24 protein-coding genes are annotated in these 21,051 nt (G+C 53.7%); 14 read left to right on the forward strand and 10 right to left on the reverse strand.

The features are described 5' to 3' along the window. Positions 1 to 119 precede the first annotated feature (119 nt). The 6 genes from ABJU74_RS07555 to ABJU74_RS07580 all read right to left on the reverse strand — a co-directional run bounded on the left by ABJU74_RS07555 (position 120) and on the right by ABJU74_RS07580 (position 4,511). Entirely contained in the window at positions 120 to 1,313 is a 1,194-nt protein-coding gene (locus ABJU74_RS07555) for a peptidoglycan DD-metalloendopeptidase family protein (RefSeq protein WP_348383654.1), read from the reverse strand. Between the two features lie 4 nt (positions 1,314 to 1,317). Beyond that, positions 1,318 to 1,740, reverse strand: coding sequence for a 23S rRNA (pseudouridine(1915)-N(3))-methyltransferase RlmH (locus ABJU74_RS07560; protein WP_348383653.1), 423 nt, complete (start codon positions 1,738 to 1,740; stop codon positions 1,318 to 1,320). A 20-nt stretch (positions 1,741 to 1,760) separates the two neighbouring features. Next, on the reverse strand, positions 1,761 to 2,081 hold the full coding sequence (gene rsfS, locus ABJU74_RS07565) for a ribosome silencing factor (protein ID WP_348384025.1): 321 nt from the start codon (positions 2,079 to 2,081) through the stop codon (positions 1,761 to 1,763). Between the two features lie 95 nt (positions 2,082 to 2,176). Then, complete coding sequence (locus ABJU74_RS07570; RefSeq protein WP_348383652.1) at positions 2,177 to 2,818, reverse strand: nicotinate-nucleotide adenylyltransferase; 642 nt, start codon at positions 2,816 to 2,818, stop codon at positions 2,177 to 2,179. Beyond that, positions 2,815 to 3,294 (reverse strand): hypothetical protein, encoded by a 480-nt coding sequence (locus ABJU74_RS07575; RefSeq protein WP_348422687.1) that lies wholly within the window; start codon positions 3,292 to 3,294, stop codon positions 2,815 to 2,817. The genes ABJU74_RS07570 and ABJU74_RS07575 overlap by 4 nt, the downstream gene beginning before the upstream one ends. Continuing rightward, positions 3,258 to 4,511, reverse strand: a complete 1,254-nt coding sequence (locus tag ABJU74_RS07580; RefSeq protein ID WP_348383650.1) for a glutamate-5-semialdehyde dehydrogenase — start codon at positions 4,509 to 4,511, stop codon at positions 3,258 to 3,260. The genes ABJU74_RS07575 and ABJU74_RS07580 overlap by 37 nt, the downstream gene beginning before the upstream one ends. 254 nt (positions 4,512 to 4,765) lie before the next feature. Between ABJU74_RS07580 and ABJU74_RS07585 the strand changes: the two genes are divergently transcribed. Further along, positions 4,766 to 5,962, forward strand: a complete 1,197-nt coding sequence (locus ABJU74_RS07585) for a M23 family metallopeptidase (protein ID WP_348383649.1) — start codon at positions 4,766 to 4,768, stop codon at positions 5,960 to 5,962. Beyond that, on the forward strand, positions 5,955 to 6,377 hold the full coding sequence (locus ABJU74_RS07590) for a polymer-forming cytoskeletal protein (RefSeq protein ID WP_348383648.1): 423 nt from the start codon (positions 5,955 to 5,957) through the stop codon (positions 6,375 to 6,377). Before ABJU74_RS07585 ends, ABJU74_RS07590 begins: the two co-directional genes overlap by 8 nt. 31 nt (positions 6,378 to 6,408) lie before the next feature. Here the strand turns inward: ABJU74_RS07590 and ABJU74_RS07595 are convergent, their stop codons facing one another. Further along, positions 6,409 to 7,917 (reverse strand): YifB family Mg chelatase-like AAA ATPase, encoded by a 1,509-nt coding sequence (locus ABJU74_RS07595; RefSeq protein WP_348384024.1) that lies wholly within the window; start codon positions 7,915 to 7,917, stop codon positions 6,409 to 6,411. A gap of 205 nt (positions 7,918 to 8,122) precedes the next feature. On the opposite strand from ABJU74_RS07595, the gene ABJU74_RS07600 reads away from it, so the two are divergent. The 9 genes from ABJU74_RS07600 to dapE all read left to right on the forward strand — a co-directional run bounded on the left by ABJU74_RS07600 (position 8,123) and on the right by dapE (position 14,815). Then, on the forward strand, positions 8,123 to 8,872 hold the full coding sequence (locus ABJU74_RS07600; RefSeq protein ID WP_348383647.1) for an alpha/beta hydrolase: 750 nt from the start codon (positions 8,123 to 8,125) through the stop codon (positions 8,870 to 8,872). A 160-nt stretch (positions 8,873 to 9,032) separates the two neighbouring features. Further along, positions 9,033 to 9,359, forward strand: coding sequence for a hypothetical protein (locus ABJU74_RS07605; protein ID WP_348383646.1), 327 nt, complete (start codon positions 9,033 to 9,035; stop codon positions 9,357 to 9,359). A gap of 127 nt (positions 9,360 to 9,486) precedes the next feature. After that, entirely contained in the window at positions 9,487 to 9,621 is a 135-nt protein-coding gene (rpmH, locus tag ABJU74_RS07610; protein ID WP_082788408.1) for a 50S ribosomal protein L34, read from the forward strand. Continuing rightward, on the forward strand, positions 9,596 to 10,081 hold the full coding sequence (rnpA, locus tag ABJU74_RS07615) for a ribonuclease P protein component (protein ID WP_348383645.1): 486 nt from the start codon (positions 9,596 to 9,598) through the stop codon (positions 10,079 to 10,081). Before rpmH ends, rnpA begins: the two co-directional genes overlap by 26 nt. A gap of 5 nt (positions 10,082 to 10,086) precedes the next feature. After that, complete coding sequence (gene yidD, locus ABJU74_RS07620) at positions 10,087 to 10,299, forward strand: membrane protein insertion efficiency factor YidD (RefSeq protein WP_348383644.1); 213 nt, start codon at positions 10,087 to 10,089, stop codon at positions 10,297 to 10,299. Positions 10,300 to 10,363: 64 nt separating this feature from the next. Beyond that, positions 10,364 to 12,193, forward strand: a complete 1,830-nt coding sequence (gene yidC, locus ABJU74_RS07625) for a membrane protein insertase YidC (protein ID WP_348383643.1) — start codon at positions 10,364 to 10,366, stop codon at positions 12,191 to 12,193. A 61-nt stretch (positions 12,194 to 12,254) separates the two neighbouring features. After that, on the forward strand, positions 12,255 to 12,887 hold the full coding sequence (gene yihA, locus ABJU74_RS07630) for a ribosome biogenesis GTP-binding protein YihA/YsxC (RefSeq protein ID WP_348383642.1): 633 nt from the start codon (positions 12,255 to 12,257) through the stop codon (positions 12,885 to 12,887). Between the two features lie 114 nt (positions 12,888 to 13,001). After that, the gene (locus ABJU74_RS07635; RefSeq protein WP_348383641.1) at positions 13,002 to 13,667 is read left to right on the forward strand and encodes a glutathione S-transferase family protein; all 666 of its coding nucleotides are present in this window, start codon (positions 13,002 to 13,004) and stop codon (positions 13,665 to 13,667) included. Positions 13,668 to 13,672: 5 nt separating this feature from the next. Beyond that, entirely contained in the window at positions 13,673 to 14,815 is a 1,143-nt protein-coding gene (dapE, locus tag ABJU74_RS07640) for a succinyl-diaminopimelate desuccinylase (RefSeq protein WP_348383640.1), read from the forward strand. A 25-nt stretch (positions 14,816 to 14,840) separates the two neighbouring features. Here dapE and ABJU74_RS07645 read toward each other — a convergent pair whose 3' ends face one another. The 3 genes from ABJU74_RS07645 to ABJU74_RS07655 are packed head-to-tail and all read right to left on the reverse strand — an operon-like array spanning position 14,841 to position 17,423. After that, positions 14,841 to 15,398, reverse strand: a complete 558-nt coding sequence (locus ABJU74_RS07645; protein WP_348383639.1) for a Smr/MutS family protein — start codon at positions 15,396 to 15,398, stop codon at positions 14,841 to 14,843. A gap of 5 nt (positions 15,399 to 15,403) precedes the next feature. After that, complete coding sequence (locus tag ABJU74_RS07650; protein WP_348383638.1) at positions 15,404 to 16,744, reverse strand: murein transglycosylase A; 1,341 nt, start codon at positions 16,742 to 16,744, stop codon at positions 15,404 to 15,406. After that, positions 16,734 to 17,423: a Tim44/TimA family putative adaptor protein gene (locus ABJU74_RS07655; protein WP_348383637.1), complete on the reverse strand. Its 690-nt coding sequence runs from the start codon at positions 17,421 to 17,423 to the stop codon at positions 16,734 to 16,736. Before ABJU74_RS07655 ends, ABJU74_RS07650 begins: the two co-directional genes overlap by 11 nt. Before the next feature lie 305 nt (positions 17,424 to 17,728). Between ABJU74_RS07655 and secB the strand changes: the two genes are divergently transcribed. The 3 genes from secB (at position 17,729) to trpS (ending at position 21,007) form a co-directional block, all read left to right on the forward strand. Beyond that, positions 17,729 to 18,241, forward strand: a complete 513-nt coding sequence (gene secB / locus ABJU74_RS07660) for a protein-export chaperone SecB (RefSeq protein ID WP_348383636.1) — start codon at positions 17,729 to 17,731, stop codon at positions 18,239 to 18,241. Positions 18,242 to 18,364: 123 nt separating this feature from the next. Continuing rightward, the gene (gene murJ, locus ABJU74_RS07665) at positions 18,365 to 20,005 is read left to right on the forward strand and encodes a murein biosynthesis integral membrane protein MurJ (protein WP_348383635.1); all 1,641 of its coding nucleotides are present in this window, start codon (positions 18,365 to 18,367) and stop codon (positions 20,003 to 20,005) included. A 6-nt stretch (positions 20,006 to 20,011) separates the two neighbouring features. Further along, a complete protein-coding gene (gene trpS / locus ABJU74_RS07670; RefSeq protein ID WP_348383634.1) occupies positions 20,012 to 21,007 on the forward strand; it encodes a tryptophan--tRNA ligase in 996 nt (331 codons plus the stop codon). The last annotated feature ends 44 nt before the right edge of the window (positions 21,008 to 21,051 follow it).

Consider the following 21,051-nt stretch of genomic DNA (forward strand, 5'->3'; position numbering starts at 1 on the left):
AATATAGGCGCGCATTAGCGATAATGCCAAGCACCTTAACCAACTATGACAGCCAAATGAAAAAAGTTTGAAATCCTGCGCTTTTATCGGTCGTAACGGTCCGGATCTGCTGTCTCAGCTCAGCCAATCAACGCCGCGATATCGATCGGACGGCCATTGCGGCGCAATTCCACGGTAACATTAGGATCATCATTGCCAGACCGGCCGACAGGAGCGCCTTGAACAACCCGGTCGCCAACTTCTTTGCTGGTGGTCGCCATATTGGTGATCAAACTGGTCCAATTGGCGTCATGTTCAATGATCAATATATTGCCATAGCCGCGATATTCGCCGGAAAAGGCGATGCGGCCCGCAGCAGGCGCGACAATTTGCGCGCCCGGCGCCACCGCCAATGTCAATCCCCGCGACCGATACCCGCTGTCCGATACTTCTCCCAGTCCGGTAACAATATCGCCAATAACCGGCAATCTATAGGCATTGGCAACATCGGTTTTCTGGACGGTGCCAGCGGCCGCACCATCGCCATTTTGATTGGGTCGTAATAACGGTCCATCAAGCTGCGCTAACGATGCGCGCACGGTCCCGCTCTCTCGAATCTGATCCATCAAATCAAGTATATCGCGGGCCTCTTCGCCCAGCGCCAGCGCGCGATCTTGCTCCAAGCCGGCATCATCGGAAAATTGCTGCGCTTCAACCCGTTCATTGGCCTCCAGCCCAGCCAATTGCTTGCGCCGCAGAGCCAATCGCTTTTGGCTCTTGTTAAGCGAGGCAATGGCTCTGGCTGCTTGAATCCGCAATTTTTCGCCTTGCGCCACTTCGTTGCGCAAACTGGCTGTGCGCTGCTCAATTTCGGGCACGACCGTGGCCATTATGGACCGGATATAAATAAGCTCATCCAAGGACCGCGGCTCAACCAGTGTCAGTGCCGTTGGCTTGCGCGTCATCATCTGCAACGCCGCGGTTAAGCGCACCACTGGACCTTGTTTTTCGGCCAGCCGTGCACGCTGCCGCTGCTGCAGCTGCTCCACAATAGCGATGCGCGAACGGGCCGCTCGGATATCAGCCTCGGCCGCTTGAATACGGGCCGCCAGGGCTGCAGCTTCGCTGGCAATCCGGTCCGCTTCGTCAGTTGCCGCGTCAGCTTGTCGGCGCAAAGCGCTACTGCGTTGCCGCGCTTTGTCAGATTGTTCCCGAGCCGACAGCAAGGCGCGCTGCTCTTCGGCCAGTGACGGTGCGCGGGTTTGCGCGGGAAGCGTGGCTGCGCAAAACGCTGCCACAAAAGCCAGACCAAGGGTGAAGACAAACCAACGCACTTGCTTATCCTTCCCGATGATAAGGGTGATTGGCGATAATCGCCGTGGCTCTGAACAATTGTTCGGCGAGCATCGCCCGCGCCATTAAATGCGGCCAAGTGGCCTTGCCAAAGGAGAAAAAATGATCGGCACTGCCGCGTTCTTCGGCAGAAAGCCCATCGGCTGCCCCGATCAAGAAACGGGTTTCGCGTATACCATTGTCCCGCCAGCCGTTCAGCCTTGTGGCGAAAGCTTTGCTGGTCCAGTTTTCACCGGTTTCATCCAGGGCGATAATTTTCGTTTGGTCCGACAATTTCGGGGTTTTTCCGCCTTGTTCGGGCAATTCACTCAATTGTACGTCCCATTTTATCCGTTGGACATAGCGCTCAACCAATTGCTGTTCCGGGCCCCGGCCTATTTTGCCCCGTGCAACGATATGAAGCCTCATACTGGTCGCGCCCCGTAATGTTACGCTTCTGCTGCCGCGGCTTCATCCTCTTCGCCAACCGCCCACATACGTTCGAGATTGTAGAAGCTGCGCACTTCGGGACGGAACAGGTGAATGATGACATCGCCGGCATCGATCAGCACCCAATCGGCATTGGCCAATCCTTCTATGCGCGCTTCGCCGCCCGCTTGTTTAACCCGTTCCGCAAGCTTTTGCGCCATCGACGCGACCTGGCGCGTCGAACGGCCTTCGGCAATGACCATATGATCGGCAATATTGCTTTTGCCCTCAAGAGGGATGGTGACAATATCCTGGGCCTGATCATCGTCGAGCGACTGCATCACCAAGGCATAGAGCGCATCTGATTCGGCTTTTCCTTCTTTGGAAGTCGCTGATTTCAGTGTTCTGCTTTTCGATTTCGTCAATTCAAATCCAATCAATCTGTTTGGCAAAGCAATTTACGGGTCACGGCGTCACGGACGCAGCGATTCGCATATTGTTTGTGCCAATGGGGCTGAGCCATCCGGATCGCGGTGGCCGAGCGAGGGTCGGGACGATAGCGCAAAAATGTCAGCGCTGGCGTACTCCAATTAGTCCAGTTCATCCGCTGGCTCGCGGGTCGGACGGAACGCCGGAGCCACGCCATTGCGGGGGCCGCAATAGCATCATCGTTATAGCTGGGCCGAGCAATAACTGCAATCGGCAATAATCGGGCAATTTTCCGCCAGTCTTTCCAGCGATGAAATTGCGCGAGATTGTCAGCGCCCATGATCCAGATAAATTGTCTTTTCGGGTAGCGACGAATGAGCGCGCGCAGCGTGTCATAAGTATAGCGGGTGCCCAATGTCTGCTCGATTGCTGTGGGCCGAATGGCGCTGCGCCGCGCCATTTTCCGCGCTGATGCCAGACGGGCGTGAAGCGGCGCCATGTCCTTGGCCCCTTCTTTTAGCGGATTACCCGGCGACACCAGCCACCACAGTTCATCCAGTGCCAATTCCTCCATCGCAAACAAACTGATCGAGCGATGCGCGCCATGCGCGGGGTTAAATGAACCACCCAAAAGGCCCGTGGTTTTCATGAGAGGCTGGCCCAAGATTTCCACGTACCGAAACTATAGAAAAAACCGTAAATCAGCACGATCAACGAACTCCAGATAGCGAAAGCGTTGATTTTATCGGGTGTGACAAAAAACATCGGCACCAGCACAAGGCCGCGCAGCAAATAAACTGCGCTAATTGCGAATAATCCGGTCCGCAAGAGCGGTGGCCGCCACAGCAACCCTGCGCCGGCAAACGCAAACCAAGCCCAAATTGCCAGAATGGCGGCAATGGCAAGAGTGATTATCACCGGATAAGCCGATCCTTTCTCCGCCATTTGTGCCATGGCCTCACCGGCTCCGAAAAACCGATACCAATCCGGTCCACCCACGATGATCGCGATATGCATAGCGCTGGCAAGCAGACTCAATATGCCGCCGATAACCAGCATTTTCTGACCCATGTCCAAAGCCGCAAACATCAAGGACGGATCTGCCCGGTTCCGCGCACCACCCATTTATAGGTTGTCAATCCTTCCAACGCGACCGGGCCGCGCGCGTGCAGACGGCCTGTAGAAATTCCGATCTCCGCACCCAGACCAAATTCGCCGCCATCGGCAAACTGACTGGAGGCATTCCACATGACTATGGCGCTATCAGCGCGCTGGATGAATTGATTGGCCACCGCCTCGTCTTCTGTCACCACAACATCCGTATGATGCGATCCATGGTCTGCAATATGGGCCAATGCATCCTCGACGCCGCCGACCATCCGAGCCGCCACGATCGGAGCCAGATATTCGGTGTCCCAATCTTCCGCTTCGGCCGATACCGTGCGCGGATCAAGTTCCATAATCGCATCGTCTCCGCGCACTTCACAGCCGGCCTCGAGAAGCGCCCTTAATAGTGGCCCCGGCGCGGGATAATCCTGATCAATCAGCAATGTTTCCATCGCTCCGCACACGCCCGTGCGGCGCATTTTTGCGTTAACCGCAATTGCGATAGCTTTGTCCTGATCAGCCGAACGGCCAATATAGGTATGGCAAATCCCATCAAGATGCGCGAGCACGGGAACCCGCGCTTCATCCTGCACGCGGGCTACCAGGGATTTTCCGCCGCGCGGGATGATAATGTCGATCAGGCCCGCTGCTTTCAGCATTGCGCCAACCGCTTCCCGGTCCGTGGTTTGGATCATTTGAAGAGCATCTTCTGGCAAGCCAGCAGAAATGATGCCAGCGGTCATGGCAGCATGAATAGCCCGATTGCTTTCAACCGCCTCTGACCCCCCGCGCAATATAACCGCATTGCCAGATCGCAATCCCAGAGCCGCTGCGTCGGCTGTGACATTTGGACGGCTTTCATAGATGATCCCGATCACGCCAAGCGGCACCCGAATCCGCTCCATAACCAGGCCATTAGCCTGATTGCTCCGGTCAATAATTTGCCCGACGGGATCCGCCAATTGGGCAACTTGTTCCACCGCTGACGCTATGGCGTCAAGTCGCTGTTCGTCGATCATCAAACGGTCCAGCATGGCTTCACTCAGGCCCTTGTCTCGTCCTTGATCCATATCGCGAAAATTGGCCGCTAATATATCAGATTGACCGTCGCGCAATGCGGTCGCCGCAGCCGACAAAGCGGCGCTTTTTTGCGCATCCGATGCGCAGGACATGACCGCAAAAGCAGCGCGGGCCCGCTCACCCATTGCGGTCATTGCTTGAATATGATCAGTCATTTGGGCGTGCTAGCATGGCTGATAGTTTCATATAAACGAAAATCGGACCTCATCTGACGCCAGTCTCGTTTTTTAGAGACCGGAGGTTTTGTGCAGACGACTCGAAAATCACGACTACCGTCGGTTAATTTTACATTAATTTTGCAATTCACCGCATAGTTGGTTCGACTCGTCACGAGTCTTGCCGGGAGGATTCGCCGGACACCTACCCCTCTGCTACCGGCGTATCGGGGATTAGTAAGAGTAATTGGGTCATGCATCATAACAACACCAAGCCGGGGCTAATGGCTCGATTGGATCGTCTGTTTACAGATCGCGAATTTTTCATGCGTGCAAACGGGCAGGTTCGTTTCCTGACCATTTCTGGCACCTTGCAAAAGCGGGTCGCTATCGGTCTTGGCTCGGTCATCGGTCTTTGGCTGCTGATCACCTTGGCCATGACCGTCAATCAATTCACTGTTTCCAGCGAACGGTTGGCATTGGCTGAGAAAGAGGCCGCCGTAAATAGCAGCGAAAGCCGAATCGACGAATATAAAAGGTCGATTGATGGCGTCGCGCAAGATTTGATCCAGCGCCAAAATGCCATGGAGCAAATCACCGAACAATTTATCGGTGAAGAAACTGATGGTGAAGCACAAAGTCTTTCCGAGACTGAGAAAAAATTATCTGAAAACACCAAGAAAATTAGCGCGGCCTTTCCGGAAGCAGCGGCATTGGCCCGGTTTGAAGCCCGGCAGATTGCTTTTGCGCAGCGGTTGACGCGGGCCGCCCAGAAACGCAGCGCCCAGGCAGAAGCCGCCATTCGCGAATTTGGGCTCAATCCCGCAACATTAACCGCCACCGACAATCAATCGGTTGGGGGGCCCTATATTCCGTTTTTTGGTGACGAAAAGAAAGCGCTGCACCCGACTTTGGAGCGACTCAACAATGCGTTGCTGCGGATGGATCAACTGGAACGTACTTTATTGACCATCCCGTCTGCGATGCCCGCTGACATTAACATGATGTCGAGCGGCTATGGCTATCGCCGAGACCCGTTTACCGGCGGCGGCGCCATGCATAGCGGGATAGATTTTAAGGGCCCGCACGGTCAGCCAATTCTATCGGCCGCTGCTGGGGAAATTACCCATGCCGGATGGAAATCCGGCTATGGCAAAACCGTCGAAATCGCGCATGGCAATGGGCTGATGACCCGCTATGCGCATCTTTCAAAAATTCACGTGACCACTGGTCAAAAAGTGAAACAAGGCTTACAAGTGGGGGCAATGGGAAGTACCGGTCGGTCCACCGGCACGCATCTTCATTTTGAAGTGCGGCTGAATGGCAAAGCGGTCAATCCTCGACCATTTCTGGAGGCGAATACAGATGTTCTCAAAGTCCAAGCCGTCGCAAGACAGCGAACCAATGCACCAGCGAAGCGCACCAAAAAGTCAGGCTCCAGCCGTGGCTAGAAGCAACGCCAGCAACGGATCAAGTTTCTCGATCATCGGTGACGGCATTACCATTACCGGTAATATTGATGCCAAAGTAGATCTTCACATTGATGGCGAAGTGATCGGTGATATTCGCTGCCTGTCGCTTGTCCAAGGGCCGTCTAGCAAAATTCAAGGCGCGATTATCGCCCAAAATGCAAGCCTGTCGGGCGCGGTTGAAGGTTCTATTGAAGCCGGTGATTTGGTCATCAGCTCTAGTGCCCGCATCGGCGGTGACGTCTCCTATGAGAATGTCACGATTGAACAAGGCGGTCATGTCGATGGCAAGTTCAAGCATAAGAGCGCCAAATCGCCTAATATCGCCAAGACTACCGTCGATATGGCAAAAAAATCACCGCCGCTGGAACTAACGCCTGACGACAAGGCGGCCTAACCAAAAAATAGGTTGATGCGGCCTTTCCCTGTCAATTGCGCGGCGATTGGCGGCGATAGCTAAGCGCTTCGGCGACGTGAATTCGGCCCACTTGATCCGCTTGCGCCATATCGGCAATCGTCCGAGACAGACGCATTACCCGGGTATAGGCGCGCGCCGATAGCCGCAGCTTTTCGGTTGCCTGAGTCAATAGGCGTCGTCCGGCTTCGTCGGGCCCGGCAAATTTTTCCAGCGCGTCTCCATCAATCTCGGCATTGGTCCGCACCGCCATATTTATATAGCGCTCGCTTTGCACCAAACGCGTGCGCGCCACCCGAGCAGCAACCTGCTGCGATGGCTCCGCTGATGCCGGCATGGTCAAATCGGCGGCCGAAAGCGCACCCACTTCAATATGAATATCAATGCGGTCCAATAATGGTCCGGAAATTTTGGCTTGATAGTCCGCAGCACATTTGGGCGCGCGCGAACAAGCCAAGGTCGCATCACCAATATGCCCGCAGCGGCAAGGGTTCATCGCCGCGACCATTTGAACCCGGGCCGGAAAGGTCACATGGGCATTGGCGCGCGCTACGCTGATTTCACCGGTTTCCAGTGGCTGCCTCAGCGAATCAAGGACTGGGCGCTGAAATTCCGGCAATTCATCGAGAAACAAAACCCCCAGATGCGCTAAGCTGACTTCTCCGGGACGCACTTTTAGCCCGCCGCCAACCAAAGCCGCCATTGAAGCGCTGTGGTGGGGATGCCGAAACGGCCGGGTGCGACTCATTTGACCGCCTTCGAGAATTCCCGCCACGCTGGCGACCATGGACACTTCCAATGCCTCTGCTGGAGATAATGGCGGTAATATCCCGCGCAGACAGGCAGCGAGCAGAGATTTGCCGGACCCGGGCGGGCCATTCATCAATAGATTATGCCCGCCCGCAGCGGCAATTTCGAGCGCCCGTTTGGCCACTTCCTGGCCTTTTACGTCTTTCATATCCGGGCCCTGCTCGGGTTCTGCCGCGATCCCAGGGACCGGCGGCGATAGAACGGACTGGCCCTTAAAATGGTTGAGCAAAGCGAGCAAGTCGCGCGGCGCCAGAATTTCAATTTTGCCCGCCCAGGCGGCCTCGGCCCCTTGTTCTGCCGGGCAAATTAAACCCCGATCTTGTGCAGACGCATGCAGCGCTGCAAGCAACACGCCGGGTGTTGCCGCCAATCGCCCATCCAGCGACAATTCACCAACCACCAGGAAGCTCGCGAGCGTTTCCGCATCAATCATACCCATCGCTCCCAATAGAGCCAAAGCTATCGGCAGGTCATAATGCGACCCTTCTTTGGGCAAATCGGCGGGGGAGAGGTTAATTGTAATCCGTTTGGGCGGAAGAGAGAGACCCAAGGCAGCAATAGCCGCGCGGACCCGTTCTCGGCTTTCTGCAACAGCCTTGTCCGGCAGACCGACAATATTAAAGGCTGGAACACCCGCTGCGACCTGACATTGCACCTCCACCGCGCGCGCTTCCAATCCCAGATAGGCCGCGGTGGATACCAATGCTACCATGTCGCACCGCCTTGTTCCGAGCAATATTGGCTTTTTGACAATCTGCTCGCCAATAGTCGAGCGCTTCGCGCGCTGTTGACCGGAACCGTCAAAATTCACACTTCTTGCCGCTTATCCGAGCCTTTTCTTGGTTAATTTCCTGCAAACCAACCGTTTCCATAGTTTAGCAAGCGCTGTCTGGCAGAAGCGCTGCATGGACATGGTGATGAAACAAAAGACAAACGGTGCAGAACAGACCGCAGTCGCAGAAAGACAGCATTTTGGCCTGAGCTTGTGGGTCACGGTATTTGCAGCTTTTGCACTTTTACTGTCACCTGCGCAGCAAGCCAAAGCCGCGGATAGCAGCTATGTCGTCACCGAAATTGTTGAAACGTTCGAATATGATATTGTCGAACCGGAATATGGTGTTGAAACGCCATCGCAATGGTCGGCAGCACCTGCTCAAGCGGTCTATGGCCCGTTTCGCGTCATTTCCGCTGACACGGTGGAAATGTCGGGGACGGTCGATAGTTACAGCCCGGCTCAATTTCAGAAAATGCTCCAACATTTCCCCAAGATTAAACGGATAAACATGATCGATTGCGATGGTTCGATTGACGAAGAAGCCAATCTCAATCTGGCCCGTCAAATCCGGCGTGCGGGCATTAGCACCCATGTTCCGGCACGCGGTTCCATCCGTTCCGGGGCGGTCGAACTGTTCCTAGCGGGAGTACGCCATACCGCCGACAAAGGGGCCGAATTTGTCGTCCATAGCTGGATGGATGAAGATGGCCGAGAAGCCAATGACTATCCGCCCCATGATCCCGTCCATGCCGAATATCTCAACTATTATACGGAAATGGGCATACCCGCTGACAAGGCCCGGGCTTTTTATAGGCTGACCAACAGCGTGCCTTTTGCAGAACAATTGAAATTGTCTCGCAACGACCTCGCGCGCTTTCAACTGCTGCACTAGCAGCCGGTTCGGCCGCTCGCTGTGGCCGCATAGACTTTTTCTTTGCCATTCATCTCATATCCATAAGAAAACGGGATAATCGACCAGCAGCCTGATTTCTTCGACAGTGTGGCTTGCGAGCCGCGCTGCGATCTCCCACATTATGGGTATGAAAATAACAATGGACGATAAACTGAGTAAAAAGCGATGGCGTTATACGTCCGGTGCGCGATTCGCACTGACTGTGCTCGGCTTTGCGCTGATGCTATTATCCCCGATTGTAGGGGCTATTCCGGGCCCTGGCTTTATCATCATGTTCCCGATTGGACTAGCGCTGGTCCTGCAAAATTCCCGCTGGGCCAAGAAACGATATGTCGATTTCAAACGCCGTTTTCCGCAATATGGGCAATGGACGGATTGGGCTATGCGTCGCAAACGCCACAAAGACTTGCCAGACGATTTTGAATTGCCGCTTGTTGGCAAGGTGAAAATCAAGTCGGAAAGTTGATTTTTTACCGGAACGGGCGGGCTAATGCTTGACTTTCTGCGGCTGCCCACTTATCCGCAGCGTCAACACAGAGGCCGCAGCTTATGGCGGCCTTTTTTATCGAAATTTTAGACGTAGGACAAATGCGATGAAGCGCACATTTCAACCGAGCCGCCTGGTCCGTAAACGGCGCCATGGTTTCCGCGCCCGCAAAGCGACTGTAGGAGGCCGTAAAGTGCTGGCAGCCCGCCGTTCCCGTGGCCGCAAGAAGCTCTCTGCCTGAACCGGATAAATTCCCGCAGCCCAAAAGTGGCGAACGGGTTGGTGAACGGGTTTCTGGAGATTGTCTATCTGCCATAGACGTCCCTCCCCCTATATTTGCAAGTGCACGGCAATCGATTGCGGTGATTCGCAATCGACCTGATTTTCTTGCCGCGAATCGCGGTAAAAGATTTGTCGCATCCAGTTTCGTTCTGCTCGCGTATAAACGCCCCCCGGCCCATAGCGTTGACCCGCAAATGATGCGCTATGGCATTACCGTGACCAAGAAAATTGGCAATGCTGTGGCCCGCAATCGGATGAAACGTCGCTTTCGCGCGCTGTTGATGGACATATTGCCGCAACATGGCATCGCCGGTGTGGATCATATTTTGATCGGCCGCAAAAAAAATGATGAACAGGATTTCGCAGCAATGAAAACAGATGTTACGAAAGCCCTCAACCATCTCGCAAACAAGGTCTAAAACCCATGTTCAAGGCGATTTTCATCTTCTTTATACGGTGCTGGCAATGGGGGCCATCTCGCATTCTGCCACCCACATGTCGATTCAGCCCAACTTGTTCCGCTTACGCGATTCAAGCCATCACCAAACACGGTGCAATTAAGGGTAGCTGGCTGGGCATGAAACGGCTATTGCGCTGTCATCCATGGGGTGGCTCGGGTTACGACCCGGTTCCCTGACCCCATGCACCACTGTCGCACAGCGGTGTAAAATCAACCTTTAAGCCAGAATTTAGGAATTAGTGTGGACGACAAGCGCAACATCATCATGGCGGTATTGCTGACTGGAATTATTCTGTTCGGATGGCCGGTATTGATGGAGACATTTTTCCCGGACATGGTGAATAAAAACGAAGCTGTCGAACAGTCCAGCGAAGCTGGTGCGAATCCGGCATCGACTGCCAATGGCTCTGCCCCTGCCGTCTCCACCACCACCGGTTCGGCAGCGATTGGCGCCGATGCTGCGGCTGGTATCATCCGCAAATTGCCTGTCGTTCTAGCGGAAAGCCCGCGCGTCAAAATTGAAACGCCCCGCCTAATGGGTTCGATCAACCTGCAAGGGGCACGGATTGATGATCTCACGCTGACTGATCACACAACCGCATTGGACAAAGACAGTCCGCCGGTTCGGTTATTCTCACCATCCGGCACGGAAAATGCTTATTTTAGTCGCTTTGGTTGGGCAGGTGACAATATTGCCGTACCCGATGACACAACCCTCTGGCGTGCCGACAAACCTCGTCTGACGCCGCAGACTCCTATCACATTAAGCTGGTCCAATACGACCGGACAAACCTATGCCATCACCTTGTCAGTGGATGAAAATTACCTGATCACTGCGGAACAGACCGTTACCAATCGAGGTGAAAATGCCATCGCTCTCAACCCTTTTGGAATCATCAGCCGGGTGCGCGATCTCGACAATGTTCCGCCCGGAGAAGCGGATAGCTGGACTATTCATATTGGCCCGATGGGCGTGTTTGACGGCATTGCCAATTTCGACACTGATTATGAAGATGTCGATGAAGCCGGCGCCAATGGGATTGCCGCCAATGCTTCTGATGGCTGGGTGGGCTTCACCGATAAATATTGGCTCGGTGCGCTTATTCCTGTGAGCAAAGCAAAAGTCGAAGCCAAGTTTCGTGCGGGCAAAGGCGATGTGTATCAAGCGCAAATTGCTCGAGAAAATGCGCAAGTCATCGGTCCGGACAAAATGCTCAAGACCACTACACGGCTATTTGCCGGCGCGAAGGAAACGGCTCTTCTCGATACGTATAAAGACCAATATAATATCACGCTGCTCGACCGAGCGGTCGATTGGGGATGGTTCTATTGGTTCGAGAAGCCGCTTTTCTATCTGCTCGATTGGTTGTTCAAATTTTCAGGCAATTTCGGCGTTGCGATCATCTTGATGACCTTTGTGGTTCGCGGGATCATGTTCCCCATCGCCCAGAAACAATTTGCGTCCATGGCACAAATGCGGGCCGTGCAACCCAAGATGAAGAAAATTCAGGAAAAGTTTAAGGACGACAAACAAAAGCAACAGCAAGAAATCATGAAGCTGTACAAGGATGAGAAGGTCAATCCACTGGCTGGTTGCCTCCCGATCTTTTTGCAAATTCCGATTTTCTTTGCGCTGTATAAAGTCCTCATGCTTTCGATTGAAATGCGGCATCAGCCCTTTGCGCTGTGGATCAAGGATCTGTCCGCACCCGATCCGATGACTCCGGTCAATCTATTCGGTTTAATCCCATTTGATCCGCCAAGCTTCCTGGCGGTTGGCATATTGCCGATTTTGATGGGCATCACGATGCACTATCAATTTAAACTCAACCCACAGCAAATGGACCCGATGCAACAGCAAATCTTCGGTCTGATGCCTTGGATCTTAGTCTTTATCATGGCGCCTTTTGCAGCCGGGTTGCAGCTCTATTGGACGGTTTCAAATATATTGACCATTGCCCAACAGAAATGGCTATATTCGCGCCATCCCCAGTTGAAGGAACAAATGGCCAAGGATGCCGAAGAAAAAGCCAAAAAGGCAGAGGAAGAAAAGGCCGCCAAATCAAATTAGAAAAATCTCGCACTCTGGGTTCGTCATGCTGGATCCGGGTCGGCATGATGAGTGTTAATTTATGAAACCTTTGCATCCTAAAATTTTCTCGGGGCCCATTTCCTTTTTGAAATCGGCGCCCCAATTGCAGTTTCTGCCCGACCCGGTTGCGCCCGAAATTGCCTTTGCCGGCCGCTCCAATGTCGGCAAATCTTCGCTGATTAATGCTTTGACAGGACGCAATGGACTTGCGCGCACGTCCAATACGCCCGGCCGCACGCAAGAGCTTAATTTTTTCGATATTGGCGATACGCAAAACGGGCCGCCGCTCTTTCGCATATGCGACATGCCCGGCTATGGCTTTGCCAAAGCCCCCCCGAAAGTGGTCCAGAAATGGCGCTATCTGATCAATGATTATCTGCGCGGGCGGCAAGTGCTCAAGCGCACTTTTGTGCTGATCGATTCGCGCCACGGTATTAAAAATACCGATGAAGATGTACTGGAAATGCTAGACAAGGCGGCTGTCAGCTATCGCATTGTCATGACCAAGGCCGACAAAGTGAAAACCGCCGCCCTGGAGGCGACCAAGGAAGAGGTTATCGCAGCAGCCAAAAAACATCCCGCCGCTCACCCCGATTTGATCATCACCTCGTCCGAGAAAAAACAGGGGATTGATGAACTGCGCCGAGCGGTGCTGGAGGCGGTAGAAATTTAGACAGGTTTCTTGCTTTTTGGAACCGATCCGACAAAACTGGATTCTGTTACAGACTGGCGCTATCTCGATACCCATCCGGATCGCTCCGACAAGACCCTCAAATGAAGGCGGAACATGAAACTGATTATCGGAAATAAGGCTTATTCCAGCTGGTCTATGCGCGGATGGCTGGCTTGCAAACAATCCGGCCTCTCCTTTGAAGAACTGACCGTTCCGCTCTTCGGAGAAGATTGGGACGACGTGCGGCAAACGGAGAATTTTGCGCCGTCCGGGGGTAAAGTCCCGATATTATGGGATGGCGACAGCGTCATTTGGGACAGCCTGGCGATTATTGACTGGCTGGCAGACAAAACCCATCGCGACCGATTCTGGCCAAAAGATGAAACCGCGCGCGGCATGGCACGCTCCATGGCGGCGGAAATGCACAGCGGGTTCATGGCGATCCGCAAGCAATGTCCGATGAACACTCGCAAGCGATATGAAGGGCTCGAGTTCACGCCCGAAGTACGCCAGGATGCCGCCCGTATCATGCAACTTTGGGCGCAAGCGCGCGCTCGTTTTGGCCGCGGTGGTCCGTTTTTGTTTGGGACTTTTGGCGCAGTGGATATCATGTATGCGCCGATCATTTCCCGCTTCCAAACTTACGGTATCCAGGTCCCCGGTTTTGCCGAAGCCTATATGGAAACAATGACCGAACATGATTGGATCGGACAATGGATGGAAGCGGCAGCGGAAGAACCTTGGGTCATCGAACGGCTTGAACAGCCTTTTGGCGAATGACCGCTATGACCAAAAAATCTGCGCTAGACCTCGCGCGCGATCTGATCGCTTGCCCCAGCATCACACCGGCTACCGGCTCCGTTTTTGACAGCATGGAAGCCATGCTCAAACCTTTGGGCTTTGAAGTGTCGCGATTCATTGCCGGCGACCGACCCGAAGAGACGGATCTCGGCGGCGCGGTTGAAAATCTTTTCGCAATACGCACCGGCACCAAAGGATCTAAGCATTTTGCTTTTGCTGGACATTTGGATGTCGTTCCTCCAGGTGACGGTTGGACCAGTGATCCGTTTGTTCCCGAAGTGAGAGGCGATTTGCTCCATGGCCGCGGCGCGGTCGATATGAAAGGCAGTATCGCCGCCTTTGTCAGCGCGCTGCACGATCTGCCTGCAGATCTCGGCACAATCAGCCTGATCATCACCGGCGACGAAGAAGGCCCCGCGCGTTTTGGCACGGTTGCCTTGATGGATTGGATGGCAGAACGCGGTATCACTCCGGATCTTTGCTTGGTCGGCGAACCCACGTCGGTGCATAAGCTCGGCGATATGATGAAGATCGGCCGGCGCGGATCAGTCAATATGTGGATCACCGTAGATGGCACGCAAGGCCATGTCGCCTATCCCCATCTGGCGGACAATCCGATCACCAAATTGGCCAAAATTATGAGTGAAATTGACGCAATCACGCTCGATAATGGAACCGAATGGTTTCAGCCGAGCAATATTGAGTTTACCGATCTCAATGTGGGCAATCCGGCACATAACGTCATTCCCGCCAAAGCCGAGGCCCGCTTGTCGATCCGCTTTAATGATCAGCATAGCGGCGAAAGCTTGAGTTTGCTGATCGATGAGATTGTGAACCGTCATGGCGGGACTTTAAACCCGATAATCTCTGGAGAACCCTTTCTCACGCCGCCGGGCGATTTTTCACAGCTTATTGCCGATGCCATTAGCGAAGTGACGGGTGAGCAACCAGAATTGTCGACCACAGGCGGAACATCAGACGCTCGCTTCCTTTCTAAAATTGTTCCCGTCGTGGAATTTGGTCTGTGCAATGCGACGATGCACAAGCTGGACGAAGCGGTGGCCGTAGAAGATCTGGATCAATTGGCAAAAATCTATACGCTCATCGTGCAGCGCGCGCTGCGTTAAACTTCTTAACCGGTAGGCCGGGTGACTATCGCCGGCGGCGCAAAATTATATAGAGCGCGCCTGCCCCGCCATGACGCGGATGTGCGCGGCGGACAGCCGCTATGGCCGGCGCATGGCGCGATGCGGCGAGCCAATCTGCAATAGCAGCGCGAATGGCACCACGGCCGCCTTGTTCCCGGCGTTGTTGTTCGCTGCGCTCTTTGCCCGCAATCAACAAAATGGCGCGATGGCCAGCGGCAATGCTCAATTCCAGAGCGCTGTCCAGTCGGCCATGCGCCGAAGACAAAGTATATCCATGCAGATCAATGGTTACATCAGGATAGATCACGCCTTTTTGTAGCCTGCGATCCCAATGGCCATCCAATCCGGTTTTTTCCGGTATTGGATTCTGATCTCGGAGTGGAATCGCCTTGCTGGCGCCGCCGAAACTTTCTGCGGTAATCGGACCGCGGACATCGCGTAGTTTTTTGGCCACTGGCAAGGCCTTGATGCGGCTGACTCGCGCTTGATCAAGCGGCTCTACCGTTTCGATGACTTTTTGCCACAGCGCCTTTTCGCCGGCGGTAAGGGGCCGGTCCGCCATCGCGCTTAATTGCCCTGCCAGTTTTGCCGCAATTTCGCGACACTGCCTTTGGGCAAAAAGAGCAGCGCCTGTCCGCGTGATGCCATGCCTCCAGCAATTTGGGCCGCTTCTTCGCCCGCGCCCCAAAAGGTATCAAAGCGATTAGACCCTTTAATCGCGCCGCCAGTATCCTGAGCGATCCACAGACCATCGGCAATATTATGCGCCATGTCCAAAAATACCGGCGCGCCCAAGGGGACAAATTTCCGGTCCGCTGCAACGGATGTCCGTCCGACAACCGGATGCCCCATTGCGCCGAGCGGCCCGGGACCGGTTAACTCACGAAAAAAGATGTAGCTTTTATTTTCCCGCATAATCTTGCGGCCTTCTTCCGGATTGGCGCGCAACCATTCCACAATGCCCTGCATATTGGTTTTGCCATCTGCCAGCAGTCCGCGTTCGCGCATCACACGCCCAATACCTGTATAGTCACGACCATTTTGCCCATTATATCCGATGCGCATGACGGTGCCATCCGGCAAGGCAACGCGGCCCGACCCTTGGATCTGCAGGAAGAAAAACTCTATATAGTCCGAAGCCCAGCCAATTTCGAGCCCTTGGCTTTCCAATGCACCATCATCAATTTGGGCGCGCTCTTCAAAGGGAACCAACTTATTGCCATCCACTTTGCCGCGAATACGCTTGTCCTTCAAGGCATCGGAAAATTGACCAAGATCAACATCGAGCAAATTGGGTGGGCGCTTATAGATCGGAACCTGACTGGCTGCGGTGCGCACCCGGGATCCTTGAATCTGTGGTTCAAAATATCCGGTTGCGAACGCCCGGCCATCGCCGACTTGGACCGCTTCAAAATAGCGTACAAAAAAGGACCGGGCATCATTTTCGGGCCAGGCTTTTGATGCTTTACAGGCGGGACGCCAATCTTCGCCTTCCGTCAATCCGCTATTGTCGGTTCTACGCACCAACGATCCGCAGCTTGTGCGAAAAGATTTGAGTCCTGCCATGGCCTTTTCAGGGCGGATATTGAGCGAGGCGATCGCCGGACCATATCCGACCCCTGCGCCGGTTGCACGAGATTGGTCGTTTGAAACAGGTGTAATATTTTCAGCCGGAACAGCTTCCAGCGGGCCCGTTATATTGGGGATCGACGTGCTTCCAGAAGCGTCAGTTTGCGCTGGGGATGCGCTATCGCCTTGCACCCATTCACCCTCTTCAGGCGAAGCCCCTTGCGCAGCACCTTCCGGAATAAGCGTCAAAGAACAGGCGCTCAAAAGCGTCAATGCGCCAAAAATACTTCCCAATTTCATGATTGTAATGCTTTGCCCCACGAAGGCCTTACGCTTCATCAGTCTCGTCTAATATCCAATTGGGATCCGCGCTGGAGAGATCGCGCATAAAGGTCCACACATCATGTGTCTCCACGGCATCGGTAAGCGAGCCGCCGATTAAAGCACCCTTTTTATCTTTCACAACCGCAACAATATCAGCGTCAAACCGCACGGTGATCCGCGCCACCGGACGATCATATTCAGCATCGCAAATCCGCGCCTCATCTATTCCCACGAGACTATTTTCGAGCAATTCGCCATTTTCTTCGCGCGCATCGATCGCGGCGGTAAAGCTGTCATACACGTCATCGTCGCATAATTGTTTAAGCTGTTCCCGGTCGCCCGACCAAAAGGCTTCCAAAATCATGCCATAGGCAGCTTTTGCGCCCTCTACGAACCGGCCAGCATCAAAATTGCGGTCTGCTTGGATAATGTCGCGCATGCCCGATTCGGCAGCGGCGTCATAAATCATGGTTGGACGCGGTGCCGGCGGCGGGGAAGCAGGGCTAATATCGGGAACAGGTCCATCCCGACTATCATCCAAGGCGGCCCGGTCCTGTGGCCGCTTATCCAAGCCATTCTCTACGTTTCGGGGCGTATGCTCCTGCTCATGGCCGGTGCGTTTTCCCAAAACGGAATAGAGGCGGAGGCCCAAAAAGGCGGCCACCATAGCTAAAACAACAATCTCGATAGTCACGATATCTCCAATATCTCAATAGTCTCTACATAGGCAGGAATTGCGCCATTTTCAAATGGCTTTACACTCTTTTCTGCCGCAGCGGTGACAATAAGAACCAATTGCATACCATTATATATCAATTTAGCCGGTTGTTTGTGAATGGGCGCTTACAAGATTTTAGCCCTTTACCCTAACTCTATTGTGATCCACCGGCACTATTTCGGGCATTGCCCTGTTCCCCAAGCCCTGCTAGGCGCGCGGGCTGAAGGGGGCATTTACATTTCCCCGTTTCAAATATTCAATTGCCCGAAAGGATGAGCCTTATGGCTGAAGAAAATGGTAATGTTACAACGCCGGACGCAGCGGCCAATGGCGCAGACAATCAACCACAAATTGGTGTAATTTCTCAATATATCAAAGATCTGTCTGTTGAAAATCCGAATGCTCCTGACGTCTATCAGTGGGAAACGCAGCCCCAAATTGACGTACAATTCAACATAGGTTCCAAACCTGTGTCCGATGAAGTGCACGAAGTGGAGTTGAAGATTGATGTTGTCGCTAAAGCCGACCAAGGCATCGCATTCCAGGTCGAGCTTCTTTATGCCGGACTTTTCGGCCTGCGGAACGTTACTGACGAACAAGCCCATCCGTTTTTATTCGCTGAAGCTCCGCGTCTCTTGTTTCCGTTCACACGCGCCATTATTTCAGACGCCGTGCGGGATGCCGGATTCCAGCCGCTGATGCTCGAGCCAATCGATTTCACGGCGCTGTACATGCAGCAACGCGAGCAACAAGCCGCCATGCAAACCGGAGAACAACCGGTTGGCAACGCTTAATCTGGTCATGATTTCTCCCTTCGACTTGCTCCGTCAGAGTATGCCGAAGGGAAATTTATGCGCCTGGACGGTTTTCCCGACATGCAGCCCTGAAGGCATTATGTCCTGCCGCTCTAGCTTCCGATGAATCTGCTCAAATCTACCGGAACAATTGCCGGGCTGACGATGGTCAGCCGTATTTTCGGTTTCATGCGCGATATTATCCTGGCCCGTGTTCTGGGCGCAGGCGCCGCTGCCGATGCGTGGCAGCTTGCTTTCCAATTGCCGAATATTTTTCGCCGCCTCTTTGCAGAAGGAGCTTTTTCTGCAGCCTTTGTGCCTTTGTTCAATCGCAAAATGGAAGAAGATGAACAACGATCGGCGGCACAGAATTTCGCGATTGACGTTTTATCGGTCTTTGTTCCGATCCTGCTATTTTTCTCCGCAATATTCATGCTCGCAATGCCGGCTATTATTTGGTTTATCGACGATTTTGGCGAAGGGGGGCGGACGACAGATTTTACCATCAGCCTCGCGCGCATCACCTTTCCCTATCTTGGTCTGATAAGCGTGACGACTTTATTTGCCGCAATCCTCAATTCGGTAAGTCGTTTTGCCGCCGCAGCAGCAGCCCCAATCATGCTCAATATCTGTATGATCAGCGCCTTGCTGATCACCATGGTGATAACCAGTGGTGGTGCTGTGCCGACCACTGAAAACTATGGGTTTATGCTCGGCGTGAAACTGGAATCGGTTCCCCATTTGGCCGCTTATCTCTTAGCATTCAGCGTCGCCCTGGCCGGGTTTTTGCAAATGGTCTGGCTCTATTATTGGGCCCGGAAAGCGGGCTTTTCCTTCGCCATTCACCGGCCGCGTATCACGCCTGACATCAAGGAATTGGGGATACTCATCTTACCCGCGATTTTTGGCGCGGGCATTTATCAGATCAGCCGGTTTATCGATTTATTCTTTTTGGGCCGTTTGCCGGAAGGCAGTTTTGTTTATCTGGCCATGGCTGATCGGCTGAACCAATTGCCATTGGGGATTATTGGCATTGCCTTGGGCACGGCTATCTTGCCCGCTTTGTCCCGGTTCATTGCCAAAAATGATCAAGGCGGCGCACAACGCCTGCAAAGCAATGCGATTGAATTGGCGATGCTGCTCACCATTCCTGCTGCCATTGCACTGTTTTTTGCCGCCGGACCACTGGTCACATCTTTTTATGTCGGTGGCAATTTTGCTGCGAGCGATGGCGCAACTACCGCCAATGTCGTGGCCGCATTGGTCGTCGGTCTACCCGCTTATGTGCTGGTCAAAGTGTTGATACCAGGCTTTTTTGCCCGCAAGGACACCCGCACTCCGGTCTATACAGCGGCGATTTCCTTGGGCGTGAACATCGCGCTCAATCTCTTGCTCATACCGCTCTATGGCATTGTCGGTTTGGCCTTTGCCGGCGCTGTAGCCGCGTGGACAAATTGCCTCATGCTTTATGCGATGCTCCATCGTCGTGGGCATTTTCATCTCAAATTGGCGCTGCTATGGCGCATTGGTCGGATCACCCTGTCGGCTGCGGGCATGGCGGTTGTGCTAATCTATGCCGCGCCGATTGGCGACACGCTCTATGGGGGCACCGTATGGCAAAGGATCGGATCCATTACCGCTTTGGTGAGCGTTGGCGGTCTGGTCTATGCCGTGTTAGCATGGGTAACCGGCGCCGTTGATCGCGACAAAATCACTATGCTGACGAAGAAAAAAGCAGCCGAACAGGCTGGACAAGAAGGATAATCGATCATGCGGACAGTTTCGGGCATCCAGCCGACGGGTAATTTGCACCTTGGCAATTATTTGGGTGCGATTAAAAATTGGGTCAAACTGCAAGACCGTAGTGAATGTCTGTTTTTTCTGGCAGATCTGCATGCGATTACGGTTCCTAATGATCCGACGGAGCTAACCGCGAACTGCCGGGATATGACCGCAGCTCTGATTGCCGCAGGCGTGGACACGCAAAAGTCGATTTTGTTCAATCAGGCCCGCGTTCCCGGCCACGCCGAATTGGCGTGGCTGCTCATCTGCAACACACCCATGGGTTGGTTGGATCGCATGACTCAGTTCAAGGAAAAATCAGGCAAGCATAAACAACGCAGTTCCTTGGGCCTATATGGCTATCCGGTCCTGCAGGCTGCTGACGTGCTCATCTATCAGGCCACCCACGTGCCGGTGGGTGAAGACCAGAAACAACATCTCGAATTGGCCCGCGATATTGCAACCAAATTTAACAATGACACAAATGAAGACGTGTTCACATTGCCAGAACCTTATATTGGTGAAACCGCGGCACGGATCATGTCGCTGCGCGATGGTGCCGCCAAAATGTCGAAATCCGATCCATCCGATCTCAGCCGGATCAACATGACAGATGATAATGATATGATCGCCAAAAAGATTAAAAAGGCCCGAACCGATGCCGAACCCATTCCCGATCTGATGGCCGGACTGGAAGGGCGAGCGGAAGCAAAAAATCTCGTGGGCATTTACGCAGCGCTCGCTGACTGCACACCGCAATCTGTAGTGGATGAATTTGCCGGACAAGGATTTGGAGCATTTAAGCCGGCTTTGGCCGAGCTTGCCGTGGCCAAGCTGTCCCCCATTCGCGATCGCTATCAGCAATTGCGCGCAGACGAAAATGGGATCGATGCCATTCTCAAAGATGGTGCCGAGCGGGCGCAGGCTTTGGCGCAACCGACCGTAGACAAGGCTTATGCCGCATTGGGACTTTTGCGCGGCTGAACAAAAGCTATTCTATCAAGATAAAATTATGCCAGTATAGGGAT

Source organism: Parasphingorhabdus sp., from assembly GCF_039982415.1.
GTDB lineage: Bacteria > Pseudomonadota > Alphaproteobacteria > Sphingomonadales > Sphingomonadaceae > Parasphingorhabdus.